The organism is Caldichromatium japonicum, from assembly GCF_011290485.1.
In the GTDB taxonomy this organism is placed as follows: Bacteria; Pseudomonadota; Gammaproteobacteria; order Chromatiales; family Chromatiaceae; genus Thermochromatium; species Thermochromatium japonicum.
Map to the genome: position 1 here is coordinate 1650716 of NZ_CP048029.1, position 12405 is coordinate 1663120.

Annotated in this window: 9 protein-coding genes; 4 read left to right on the forward strand and 5 right to left on the reverse strand. The window is 61.8% G+C overall.

All coding sequences use genetic code 11. The features are described from left to right. Window positions 1-15 precede the first annotated feature (15 nt). The 4 genes from aceE (at window position 16) to GWK36_RS08110 (ending at window position 7449) form a co-directional block, all read left to right on the forward strand. Window positions 16-2670, forward strand: coding sequence for a pyruvate dehydrogenase (acetyl-transferring), homodimeric type (gene aceE, locus GWK36_RS08095; RefSeq protein WP_166270709.1), 2655 nt, complete (start codon window positions 16-18; stop codon window positions 2668-2670). Between the two features lie 76 nt (window positions 2671-2746). Beyond that, complete coding sequence (gene aceF, locus GWK36_RS08100) at window positions 2747-4090, forward strand: dihydrolipoyllysine-residue acetyltransferase (protein WP_166270710.1); 1344 nt, start codon at window positions 2747-2749, stop codon at window positions 4088-4090. 102 nt (window positions 4091-4192) lie between these two features. Continuing rightward, window positions 4193-5908, forward strand: a complete 1716-nt coding sequence (gene lpdA / locus GWK36_RS08105; RefSeq protein WP_166270711.1) for a dihydrolipoyl dehydrogenase — start codon at window positions 4193-4195, stop codon at window positions 5906-5908. 89 nt (window positions 5909-5997) lie between these two features. After that, a complete protein-coding gene (locus GWK36_RS08110) occupies window positions 5998-7449 on the forward strand; it encodes a TrkH family potassium uptake protein (protein ID WP_166270712.1) in 1452 nt (483 codons plus the stop codon). 41 nt (window positions 7450-7490) lie between these two features. Here GWK36_RS08110 and mobB read toward each other — a convergent pair whose 3' ends face one another. From mobB to GWK36_RS08135, 5 genes are all read right to left on the reverse strand, one after another. Further along, on the reverse strand, window positions 7491-8024 hold the full coding sequence (mobB, locus tag GWK36_RS08115) for a molybdopterin-guanine dinucleotide biosynthesis protein B (protein WP_166270713.1): 534 nt from the start codon (window positions 8022-8024) through the stop codon (window positions 7491-7493). Window positions 8025-8055: 31 nt separating this feature from the next. Further along, window positions 8056-8931 (reverse strand): prephenate dehydrogenase, encoded by an 876-nt coding sequence (locus GWK36_RS08120; RefSeq protein ID WP_166270714.1) that lies wholly within the window; start codon window positions 8929-8931, stop codon window positions 8056-8058. Beyond that, on the reverse strand, window positions 8928-10031 hold the full coding sequence (gene hisC / locus GWK36_RS08125) for a histidinol-phosphate transaminase (protein ID WP_166270715.1): 1104 nt from the start codon (window positions 10029-10031) through the stop codon (window positions 8928-8930). The genes GWK36_RS08120 and hisC overlap by 4 nt, the downstream gene beginning before the upstream one ends. A 97-nt stretch (window positions 10032-10128) precedes the next feature. Then, entirely contained in the window at window positions 10129-11229 is a 1101-nt protein-coding gene (pheA, locus tag GWK36_RS08130; protein WP_166270716.1) for a prephenate dehydratase, read from the reverse strand. 3 nt (window positions 11230-11232) lie between these two features. Next, window positions 11233-12399, reverse strand: a complete 1167-nt coding sequence (locus GWK36_RS08135; RefSeq protein ID WP_166270717.1) for a phosphoglycerate dehydrogenase — start codon at window positions 12397-12399, stop codon at window positions 11233-11235. Window positions 12400-12405: the final 6 nt, after the last annotated feature.

The window sequence follows — 12405 nt, forward strand, 5'->3', positions numbered from 1 at the left end:
GCCTGGAAATCGCTGATGACCCACAAGCCCGATCTCGATCCGCAAGAGACCCAGGAGTGGATCGACGCCCTGGAGTCCGTGCTCGAACACGAGGGGATTGAACGCGCTCATTATTTGCTCGAACGTCTGATCGACAAGGCGCGGCGTTCGGGCGCCTATCTGCCCTATAGCGCCAATACGGCGTATCTCAATACCATCCCCGCCAATCGTGAGCGCCCCTTCCCTGGGGATCTGGCGCTCGAACGGCGTATCCGCTCGCTGGTGCGCTGGAACGCTATGGCGATGGTGGTCAAGGCCAATCGCCAATCCTCTGAGCTGGGCGGACACATCGCCAGCTTCGCCTCTTCGGCGACCCTCGTCGATGTCGCCTACAATCATTTCTTGCACGCCCGCACGCCCGAGCATGGCGGCGATCTGGTGTTCTTCCAGGGCCATGCCGCACCTGGGATCTACGCCCGCGCCTTCCTCGAGGGTCGTTTGACCGAAGACCAGATCGATCGCTTCCGGCGTGAGGTCGATGGGCAGGGGCTGTCGTCCTATCCGCATCCCTGGCTGATGCCGGGGTTTTGGCAGTTCCCCACGGTCTCAATGGGTCTGGGGCCGTTGATGGCCATCTATCAGGCGCGCTTTATGCGTTATCTGCATCACCGCGGCATCCTCAATACCGAGGGGCGCAAGGTCTGGGCCTTTCTGGGTGACGGCGAGATGGATGAACCCGAGTCGCTCGGTGCCATCTCCCTGGCTGCACGCGAGCGTTTGGATAACCTGGTCTTTGTGATCAATTGCAATCTCCAGCGTCTCGATGGCCCGGTGCGCGGTAACGGCAAGATCATCCAAGAACTCGAGGCCGTCTTCAGGGGGGCGGGGTGGAACGTCATCAAGGTGATCTGGGGCCGGTATTGGGACCCGCTCTTTGCCCGCGACAAACAGGGATTGTTGCTCAAGCGCATGGAGGAGTGCGTGGATGGTGACTATCAGGCCTATAAGGCCAAAGGGGGTGCCTATACCCGCAAGCATTTCTTCGGGAAATATCCCGAACTCAAGGCAATGGTCGCCAATATGTCCGACGAAGACATCTGGCGGCTCAATCGCGGCGGACATGACCCGATCAAGGTCTATAACGCCTATGCCGCGGCCATGGCATGCACGGGTCAGCCGACCGTGATCCTGGCCAAGACGGTCAAAGGCTATGGCATGGGGATCGCGGGTGAGGGGATGAATATCACCCACTCGCAGAAAAAGATGGGCGAGGAGGCCTTAAGAGCCTTCCGCGATCGCTTCAACATCCCGATCTCGGATGATCAGCTCGCCGAGACGCCTTTCTATAAACCGGCACCGGATAGCCCAGAGGCACAATATCTCCAGAGGATACGCGCGCAGCTCGGCGGCTTCTTGCCGGCGCGTTCATCCGCAGCCCCGCGCCTAAACGTCCCCGCCTTGGAGACATTCAAGCCATTGCTCGAGGGCAGCGGCGAGCGCGAGCTGTCCACCACCATGGCCTTTGTCCGTCTGCTCGGGTTCCTGGTTCGTGACCGCGAGATCGGGCGTCACATCGTCCCGATCGTGCCCGACGAAGCGCGGACCTTCGGCATGGAGGGCATGTTCCGTCAATTGGGGATCTATGCCTCGCAGGGCCAGCTCTATGAGCCGGTGGATTCTGATCAGGTGATGTATTATCGCGAGGATCAGAAGGGACAGATCCTGCAAGAAGGGATCAATGAGGCAGGTGCCATGTCCTCCTGGATCGCCGCCGCCACCGCCTATGCCAATCATGGGGTCGCCATGATCCCCTTCTATATCTTCTATTCGATGTTCGGCTTTCAGCGCATCGGCGACCTCGCCTGGGCGGCGGGCGACATGCGCGCGCGCGGCTTTTTGATCGGCGGCACCGCTGGACGTACAACCCTCGCCGGCGAGGGCCTACAACATCAAGATGGACACAGCTTGGTCTTGGCCTCGCTCATCCCCAACTGTGTCGCCTATGACCCCGCCTATGCCTATGAGCTAGCGGTGATCGTCCAGGATGGACTGCGGCGGATGTATCAAGAGCAGGAGGATGTCTTTTATTACATCACCGTGATGAACGAGAATTATCCCCAGCCTCCGCTGCCCGAAGGCAGCCGCGAGGGGATCCTCAAGGGCCTGTATCCTGTGAGACAGAGCGATGGCTATGAGGAACAGGTCCAGCTTTTGGGTTCAGGCGCCATCCTGCGCGAGGCGTTCGCCGCAGCTGAGCTCTTAGAGCAGGACTTTGGCATTGGTTCGACCGTCTGGAGCGCAACCAGCTTCGGCGAGCTGAGACGCGAAGGGATTGCAATCGAGCGTTGGAACCGCCTGCACCCGGATCAATCACCGCGCCTAACCCATGTCGAGACCCAGCTCGGGCAAAGACCTGGCCCTGTCATCGCCGCCACCGACTATGTCCGGCTCTATGCCGATCAGATCCGCCCTTATGTCCCGCGGCGCTATGTGGTCCTGGGGACGGACGGCTTCGGACGCAGCGATACCCGGCGTAAACTCAGACAATTCTTTGAGGTCGATCGCTATCAGATCGCGGTGGCGGCGCTGAAGGCGCTCGCCGACGAGGGCAGCCTCCCCATCAGTCGGGTCTTGGAGGCGATCACCCGCTATCAGATCGACCCAGACAAGCCCAATCCGGTCACTGTCTAGGGCCGAGCAGGGGGATACCGCTTAGCCTCAACTTGTTATGGCTTGCGTCGGAATGACGACCTTGAAGGAGTAGTGCGTGTCAATTGTCGAAGAGATCCTAGTCCCCGACATCGGTGACTTCGCGGATGTCGAGATCATCGAGATCCTCGTCGCGCCCGGCGAGCGGATCGCGCCCGAGCAATCGCTTCTGACCCTCGAGAGCGACAAGGCGACCATCGAGATCCCCGCACCTATTGGCGGCGTCGTCAAAGAGCTCCTGGTCAAAACGGGGGATCGAGTCAGCCAAGGCGACCGACTGATGCGGGTGGAACGGGAGGCTGCAAGGTCGGGTGAGATCATCGCGCCCAGCGAGACGCCGGTCTTTGACCCGATAGTGGCGGATGCCCCTGCACCTGTGGATGGATCAACTGCCATCCAGCGCGCCCCCGGCGATCCCGAGCCGCGCCCAACACCCATCCTGCCGCGACCCGAGGATCTGGCGGCCATCGCCCGCGGGCGCAAGGCCCATGCTAGCCCCGCTGTACGCCGCTTTGCCCGCGAGCTGGGGGTGAACCTCGCTGGCATCAAAGGGTCCGGACCCAAGGGCCGCGTGCTCAAGGAAGATGTCCAGGCCTACGTCAAGCGTCGCCTGGCCGAGACCGAGCCCCTGGGGGTAGCAGCGAGCACCCCGGCGCAGCCAGCGGATACGGGCCTCACAGCCGCGATCCCCGACTTCGCCCGTTTTGGCCCCATCGAGCTGCAGGAACTTCCGCGGATCAAGAGGCTGAGCGGGCGACACCTACACCGTTGTTGGACCGAGATCCCGCACGTCACCCAGTTCGACGAGGCCGACATCACCGAGCTCGAGGCCTTCCGCCAGGCGCAAAAGGACACCGCTGCCGAGAAGGGGGTGCGTCTGACCTTGTTACCCTTCTTGCTCAAGGCGACGGCCAAGGCGCTTGCCCAGATGCCGGTCTTCAAGTCATCGCTCACCCCGGACGGCGAGCGCCTGGTCTATAAGCAATACACCCATATCGGGGTTGCGGTGGATACCCCCCAGGGCCTGGTGGTCCCAGTGGTATGCGATGTCGAGCACAAGGGCCTGTATCAGCTCGCCGCAGAGCTTGCGGCAATAAGCGACAAGGCCCGTGCCGGCAAGCTGACCCCCAGCGACCTTCAAGGGGGATGCTTTTCGATCTCGAGCCTCGGCGGGATCGGCGGGACCGCCTTCACACCCATCGTCAATGCCCCCGAGGTCGCTATCCTGGGGGTGGCGCGCGCCTCCATGAAACCTGTGTGGAACGGGCATGAGTTCGTACCGCGCCTGATGCTGCCGCTGGCATTGTCTTATGACCACCGGGTAATCGATGGCGCGGACGGGGCACGTTTCATCACCCTGCTCAGCGAGCTGCTCGGCGACATCCGGCGCCTATTGCTTTGAGCACTCACCGGGTCACCGGTAGACCTGTAGGGTACGCATTGCGTACCCTACACCCCGTTTTGCGAATATCCCCCCGCCAAGGTTTTTGAGACTGGAGACAGCATGAGCCAGATCATCGAGGTCAAGGTCCCGGACATCGGGGATTTCAAGGATGTCGAGGTCATTGAGGTGCTGATCGCGCCTGGCGACCGGGTCGAGGTCGAATCCTCCCTGATCACCGTGGAGAGCGACAAAGCCAGCATGGAGATCCCCTCCCCTGCTGCCGGGGTGGTCCGCGCTCTATCGGTCCAGGTCGGCGATCGGATCTCGCAGGGCGATCCGATCCTGAGCCTGGAGATCGCCGCATCGCCAGAATCAATGGCTGCGCCGCCCCAGCAACTAGCACCTGCTGCCCAATCCAGCCCCATTGAAGAGCTCCTGACCGAGGTAGCGGTGCTTGGGGCCGGACCCGGCGGCTATACGGCAGCCTTCCGGGCTGCCGATCTCGGTAAACAGGTGGTCCTGATCGAGCGTGAGCCAACCCTGGGCGGGGTGTGTCTAAATGTCGGCTGTATCCCCTCCAAGGCCCTCTTACATACCGCTGCAATCATCGAAGAGGTCAAGACGCTAGGGGCCATGGGGGTAAACTATGGGGCGCCGGAGATCGATCTTGCCAAGATGCGCGCCGGCAAGGAGCAGGTGGTCGCCCGCCTCACCTCAGGGCTGAAAGCACTTGCTAAGCAGCGCCGGGTGCGGGTCGTCCAGGGGACAGGGCGTTTTGAGTCGCCCAATCGGCTGCAGGTCGAGACCGCCGAGGGCCCGATCGTGGTGCGTTTCGATCAGGCGATCATCGCCTGTGGTTCCTCGCCCATCCGCATCCCCGGCTTTCCGCATGAAGACTCGCGGGTCATGGATTCGACCGACGCCCTGGCGCTGACCGATATCCCCGAGCGCCTCCTGATCGTCGGCGGTGGGATCATTGGTCTAGAGATGGCCGCGGTCTATAACGCGCTGGGGTCAAGGATTGACGTTGTTGAGCTCAAGGAACAGTTGATACCGGGTTGCGACCCCGACCTGGTGAAGGTCCTCGAGAAGATCATCCGGCGCCGCTATGAGAATATCTGGCTGAACACGCGGGTCGCGCGCATGGAGGCGGCACCTGAGGGCATCCGCGTTGCCTTCGAGGGCGGATATACGGGTCTCGAGCTCTATGACAAGGTCCTGGTGGCAGTGGGGCGCCAGCCGAACGGCAAGCTGATCGATGCCGAGGCTGCCGGGGTGGCGGTCGATGGGCATGGGTTTATCCGAGTCGATCGTCATCAGCGGACCAATGTACCGCACATCTTTGCCATCGGCGACGTCACCGGCGGGCCGATGCTGGCGCATAAGGCCAGCCACGAGGGCAAGGTCGCTGCCGAGGTCATCGCTGGCTTGCCGGCACTCTTCGATCCGCTGGCCATCCCAGCGGTCGCCTATACTGACCCCGAGGTCGCCTGGATGGGACTCACCGAGACTGAGGCCAAGGCCAAAGGTATTCGTTATGACAAGGGTGTCTTTCCCTGGGCGGCGAGCGGACGCGCCCTGGGGCTCCATCGCGAAGAAGGGCTGACCAAGCTCCTCTTCGACCCAGAGAGCAAACGACTATTGGGTGCAGGGATCGTCGGGCCCAATGCCGGTGAACTCATCGGTGAGGCAGTGTTGGCCCTCGAGATGGGCGCGGACATGGAAGATCTGGCGCTGACTATCCACCCACACCCGACCCTGTGTGAGACCCTAGGGCTGGCCGCAGAGATGGCGCATGGATCGATCACTGATCTCCTGCCGCCCAAAAGTTCTTGATCTCAGGAAGCGCAGAGGAGCGCCTTCATCCACAGGCTATCTGTCATGCCAGCGCACAGTGGAAGACATTGACCACTGATCTCTAGCCCATGAAATTCGGTGCCGTGCAAAAGGTGTTGGGTCTCTTGCTGATGACCTTCAGCTTCAGCATGGCACCGCCTATCCTGGTCGCCTGGTTGTACGGAGAGGGCTGGGCCTGGCCCTTTTGGGCGGCCTTTGGGCTGGTCTTCGGTCTGGGCCTGTTGATCTTTTTGCCCGTGGCCCGGATGCGCGAACCGCTGCGGGTCCGCGATGGATTTCTGGTCGTGGTGCTGTTCTGGAGCGTCTTGGGACTGGCCGGTGCCCTGCCCCTCTGGCTGGCCTCTGATCCAGTCCTCTCGCTCACCGATGCGGTCTTTGAGTCGATCTCTGGGCTCACGACCACCGGGGCCACGGTCATCACCGGGCTCGACGGCCTCCCCAAATCGATCCTGTTCTACCGTCAAGAGCTCCAGTGGCTAGGCGGCATGGGGATCATCGTGTTGGCGGTGGCGGTCCTGCCCATGCTCGGGATCGGCGGGATGCAGCTCTTTCGCGCCGAGGTCCCAGGGCCGATGAAGGATGCCAAACTCACCCCGCGCATCACCGAGACCGCTAAGGCCCTCTGGTATATCTATCTATGGATGACCCTTGCCTGTACGCTGGCCTACTGGTGGGCAGGGATGGGACTGTTCGATGCCATCGGCCATGCCTTCGCGACAGCCGCCATCGGTGGCTTTTCGACCCATGACCAGAGCATCGGTTATTTCAACAACCCGACCATCGAGCTGATCGCCATTGTCTTTATGCTCCTGGCCGGCATGAACTTCAATCTCCATTTCATGGCCTTCCGCCGGCGGGATCTCAAGATCTATGTCCAGGACAGCGAGTTTCGTCTATATGTCGCAGTTCTGCTGACCGTCAGCCTCATCACCATTCTTGCCCTGTATTACACCCGCACCTATGACGACTGGTCGGAATCGATGCTCAAAGGACTGTTTCAAGCGGTCTCGATCAGCACCACCACGGGCTTTGCCACCGCCGAGTTCTATCACTGGCCACCGTTTATCGGGATCTTGTTGCTGCTCGCGAGCTTTATTGGCGGCTGCGCCGGCTCGACCGGTGGCGGGATCAAGGTCATCCGCTTTCTTTTGCTCATCAAACAAGGCATCCGCGAGATCGAGCGTCTGATCCATCCCAATGCACAGATTCCGGTGCGGGTGGGCGGCAAGAGTGTCAATCACCGGATCGTCGATGCCGTCTGGGGCTTCTTTTCTCTGTATATCGCAAGTTTCACCCTCATGTATCTTCTTCTTGCCGCGACTGGCCTCGATCTGGTCAGCGCTTTTTCAGCCGTTGCCGCCTGCATCAATAACCTGGGCCCTGGGCTTGCCACCGTTGGCCCGCATTACGCCGATCTCAATGACACCGCCAAATGGATCCTCTGTCTTGCCATGCTGCTCGGGCGGCTTGAGATCTTTACCTTTTTGGTACTCCTGTCGCCCGCGTTTTGGCGGGATTGAGCGCCCAAGGATGGGAAGGGTATGCCCATCCTGCACCCCCTTTAGGGCTGGGTCGATAAGCCCAGATGTTTGCAAATCAAAGCAGCCAATACCTCGATCTGGGCGAATGCGAGCACCGGCGGATGGGGCATGACGGGCGGGGGATCATCAGTCACCAGGGCGATGATGTCAGGATCCTGGGGATAGAGCGGCGGCTGGTTTATGGCAGCACGATAGACCTCGATCTTCGGATAGCGTTCGTGTTTAAAGCCCTCCGCAAGCACCAGATCGAGGGTCGTTGGATCAAAGCGTGCGAGCATCGCCCAGAGGTCAGGCTCAGGGAGTGCCTGTTCGTTTTCCACCAGCAAGGCCCAACGCAGCCTGGAGGCGAGGATGACCTGGGAGGCGCCGGCGGAGCGCACCTCGAAGCTGTCCTTGCCGGGTTGATCGAGGTCAAAGCGATGATGGGTATGTTTGAGATAACCGACCCTAATCCCTTGGGCGCGCAGGAAGCTCAGCAGACGGCGGATCAAGGTGGTCTTGCCGGTCCCGCTCGGGGCAACAAAGCCGATGACCGGTAATGGGGATCGGTTCATGGGCGGCCTCGGAGGGTCGGCATTGCATACCCTAAGCCATAGGCCGTGCCTGATCGACATAGCGGTCGCGTGCGGCCTTAGCGCGGCTGAAGATCTCAAAGAGCCGCTCGCCGTCGGCGCGCCGGATGCTATCGGCAAGATCGGCGAGCTCGACGCTAAAACGCGCCAGTACGGCGCTTAAGGCCTCGCGGTTGGCGAGACAGATGTCACGCCACATCTCGGGGTTGCTCGAAGCGATCCGCGTGAAGTCGCGAAAGCCGCCGGCAGCATAGCGGAAGATCTCGTCGTTTTCCCGCATGCGCGCAAGCGAATCGACCAGCCCGAAGGCGAGCATGTGCGGCAGATGGCTGGTCGCGGCCAGGACCTCGTCGTGCTGGGCAACCGACATGAAATCCACCTCGGCGCCACAGGCCTGCCACATCGCGCTCACCCGTTGGATGGCATTGGGAGCGGTCTCGGGCAAAGGGGTCAGAATCACCCGGCGGTTATGATAGAGCTCAGGAAATGCCGCCTCGACCCCGCTGTGCTCGGTGCCGGCGATCGGATGCCCAGGTAAGAAACAAGACGGGATCGCCCTGAAAACCGCTCGCACATCCTCGACGACGCTCCCCTTGACGCTGCCGGCATCGGTGAGAACGGTCTCGGGGGCGAGCTGACCGCGCAGGGCCTGAAAGACAGCGCGCATGGCCCCCAGTGGCACGGCGACAAAGACCAGATCAGCGCCGCGGGCTGCAGCCGCGGGGTCTTCAGCGATGCGGTCGATGACCCGAAGCGTCAGGGCGCGTTCAAGATTGGCGCGCGAGCGCCCGCAGCCTATGACCTCACCGACATGACCCGCAGCGCGTAAGGCCAGTGCCAATGAGCCGCCGATCAGCCCAACCCCGATGACGGCGAGCCGCTCGATCATCCGAGGACCTCGGCAAGCGCGGCGATACAGCGTGCGTTCTCGGACTCAAGCCCGACGCTGACGCGCAGATGATTGGGTAGGCCATAGTTTCCGACTGGGCGTACGATGATGCCGCGCTTGAGCAATGACTCGTTGATGGGTCCGGCGAAGCGCCCGCAATCGATGGTGATGAAATTGCCGACCGAGGGGATATAGGAAATGCCAAGCTCGGCGAATGCCTGGGTGAACTGTCTCATCCCTGCGCGATTGAGCTCGACCGAGGCGCGTACATGCTCGCGGTCGGACAGGGCGGCGATCGCCGCCGCCTGGGCGAGGCTGTTGACATTGAACGGCTGGCGCACTCGATTCAGAAGCTCGGCGATCGCCGGATCGCTCAAGGCATAGCCGACCCGCAGCCCTGCTAGACCGTGCACCTTAGAGAAGGTGCGGGTGACGATGAGATTGGGGAAGGTCGCAAGCCAGTGCGTGGCATCGGGAAAGTCGGGCGCCTCGACATATTCGGTATAGGCCTCATCGACCACGACGATACAGGTCTTGGGCAGAGAGCCGATGAAGGCGCGCAAGGTCTCAGCGGCCAGCCAGGTGCCGGTCGGGTTATTGGGATTGGCGATCCAAACCACCCTCGTTTGCTCATTGATGAGCCTGGAAATAGCCTCCAGGTCATGCCCATAGTCACGCGCCGGTGCAATCCTTGCCGTTGCACCGACCGACTGGGTGGCGATGGGATAGACGGCAAAGGCATATTCGGAAAAGACCGACTCGGCGCCTGGGTGCAAAAAGGTCCGCGCGATCAGGTCCAAGACGTCATTCGAGCCATTGCCGAGGGTAACCGCCTGCGGCGGAAGGCCGTGGTGTTCAGCCAGGGCGCGCCTGAGCTCAAAGCCACCGCCGTCCGGATAGCGCCCGACCTCGGCGAGCGCCTCGGCGAGCGCAGCGCGAGCCTTGGGCCCTGGGCCCAGTGGATTTTCGTTGGAGGCGAGTTTGACCGCATCCTGAATACCGAGCTCACGCTCAAGCTCAGAGAGCGGTTTGCCCGGGACATAGGGAGTCAGGCCGGAGATCCAGGGCGCGGCGAATTCAAGAAAGATGTTGACGGTCATGGGCGTTCATCGTCAAAGGGTAAGAGAGGATACGAAGGGCGGGATAGATCGCATATGTTCGCTCAGGTGAGGCACGGCGTATCCTAGCCCGACCCCTTCACAGCACGGCGACCGGATAGGAACCCAGGATCTTAAAGAGCAGGGCCTCTTCCTCTAGGTTCTGCAGGGCATAGGCCACCTTGGGGTCCTGGCGATGGCCGAGGATATCGACGAAAAAGACATAGTCCCAGACCTCGCGGCGCGAGGGGCGCGACTCGATGCGGGTCATGTTGATGCCATGCACCGCGAGCGGAGCGAGTAGTCTATGCAGCCCGCCCGCCTGGTTCTTGCAGGACAAGAGCAGGCTGGTCTTATCCTGACCGCTGGGAGGAGAGTCCTGTTTGCCGATGACGAGAAAACGGGTGGTATTACTCGGTTCGTCCTCGATGCGCTCGGCGAGGACATTGAGCCCATAGATCTCGGCCGCCTGGAGGCCCGCCACTGCCGCCGACTCTGGGTCTTGCGCCGCCAGACGCGCCGCCTCAGCATTGCTGCCAACCGCGATCCGCTCGGCGGACAGCAGATAGCGGTCGAGCCATTCGCGACATTGGGCAAACGACTGCTGATGCGAATAGACACGCCGGATCTCGCTGATCTCCTGGGCCTGGCTCAGGAGATGCTGATGAACGCGCAGCATCACCTCACCAGTGATCCTCAGCGGCGAGGTCATGAATAGATCCAGGGTATGACTGACCACCCCTTCGGTCGAGTTTTCGACCGGAACGACACCAAAGTCACAGGCCCCCGCCTCGACCTCCCGAAAGATCTCATCGATGGTGGCCATCGCCTTGGTGACCACCGAGTGACCGAAGTGCTTGATCGCCGCCGCCTGGGTGAAGGTCCCCTCCGGTCCCAGAAAGGCGGCGTGCAATGGGCGTTCGAGCGCAAGACAAGCGGACATGATCTCGCGGAAGAGACGCGCAACCTCTTCGCCATCCAAAGGCCCTGGGTTGCGCGCCTTGATGCGGCGCAGGATCGCCGCCTCCCGTTCGGGACGGTAAAACTGGACAGGGCCGCCTGTTCCGGTCTTGATATGCGCCACCTGCTGGGCACAGCGCGCACGTTCGCTGATCAGCCGCAGGATTTCGTCGTCGATCGCATCGATACGGGCGCGGATCGCCTCGAGCTCTGTCTCTGGATGAGATGGGGTGGCGGTCATGGTCTAGTCGAGCTGGCGGACCGATAGCACACCGTCGATCGCCCGAATCTGGTCTAAGACCTCGTCCGGGCAGGGCCGGTCGATGTCGATCAGGGTCACCGCGATGTCGCCGCGCGAGCGGTTGAGCATATCGAGGATGTTGAGCCCCACCTTGCCGAGATCGGTCGAGATCTGGCCGACCATGTTGGGGACATTGCTGTTGACGATCGCCAGCCGGTATCCTTCACCGCGCGGAAGCACGATCTCAGGAAAGTTCACCGAGTTGGTGACATTGCCATCCTCGAGATAGGCTCGGACCTGGTCTGCGACCATGACAGCGCAGTTTTCCTCGGCCTCCTTGGTCGAGGCCCCGAGGTGCGGCAAGGCGATCACCTGCGGATGCCCCTTGAGCCTGCTGCTAGGGAAATCGCAGCAATAGACCAGAAGCCTCCCCGTCTCCAGGGCCTCGAGCAGCATCTCCTCATCGACGATCTCTTGGCGGGCGAAGTTGAGCAGGGTTGTCCCCTTGCGCAGGGTCTTTAAACGCGCGCCCCCGATCATGGCGCGCGTCTCGGCGGTCAGGGGCACATGCAGGCTGACAAAGTCAGAGCGTACCAAGAGGTCATCGAGGCTTAGCGCCTGTTTGACCTCGCTGGAGAGCTGCCAGGCGCGTTCGACGGTGATGGTCGGATCATAGCCGATGACCCGCATCCCTAGGGCAAGGGCGGCATTGGCCACCCGCACGCCGATGGCGCCGAGCCCTACCACCCCTAGGGTGCGACCTGGGAGCTCAAAGCCGACGAAACGCTTCTTGCCCGACTCCACGGCCTCGTGGATGGATTCATCGTCACCGGTCAGCGACTTCACAAACTCAAGCGCCTGCGGGATGTTACGCGCCGCCATCAGCATCCCCGTGAGCACCAGCTCCTTGACTGCGTTGGCATTGGCGCCCGGGGTATTGAAGACCACCACCCCGCGGCGGGTCATCTCGGCGACGGGGATGTTGTTGGTCCCAGCGCCCGCCCGGCCGATCGCCTTAACCGAGGGCGGAATCGCCATGCCATGCATGTCCGCCGAGCGCACTAGGATGGCATCTGGATTCGCGATCTCCGAGGCGATCTCGTAACGGTCGCGCGGTAGGCGTTCGAGCCCGGCGACCGAGATGTTATTCAGCGTCTGGATTTTGAACATCTCCCC

Bases quoted from the DNA above. Each gene is read 5' to 3' on its own strand.
- lpdA (WP_166270711.1), top strand. From the start codon at position 4,193: ATGAGCCAGATCATCGAGGTCAAGGTCCCGGACATCGGGGATTTCAAG.
- mobB (WP_166270713.1), bottom strand. From the start codon at position 8,024: ATGAACCGATCCCCATTACCGGTCATCGGCTTTGTTGCCCCGAGCGGG.
- pheA (WP_166270716.1), bottom strand. From the start codon at position 11,229: ATGACCGCCACCCCATCTCATCCAGAGACAGAGCTCGAGGCGATCCGC.
- GWK36_RS08110 (WP_166270712.1), top strand. From the start codon at position 5,998: ATGAAATTCGGTGCCGTGCAAAAGGTGTTGGGTCTCTTGCTGATGACC.
- aceE (WP_166270709.1), top strand. From the start codon at position 16: ATGACCCACAAGCCCGATCTCGATCCGCAAGAGACCCAGGAGTGGATC.
- hisC (WP_166270715.1), bottom strand. From the start codon at position 10,031: ATGACCGTCAACATCTTTCTTGAATTCGCCGCGCCCTGGATCTCCGGC.
- GWK36_RS08120 (WP_166270714.1), bottom strand. From the start codon at position 8,931: ATGATCGAGCGGCTCGCCGTCATCGGGGTTGGGCTGATCGGCGGCTCA.
- GWK36_RS08135 (WP_166270717.1), bottom strand. From the start codon at position 12,399: ATGTTCAAAATCCAGACGCTGAATAACATCTCGGTCGCCGGGCTCGAA.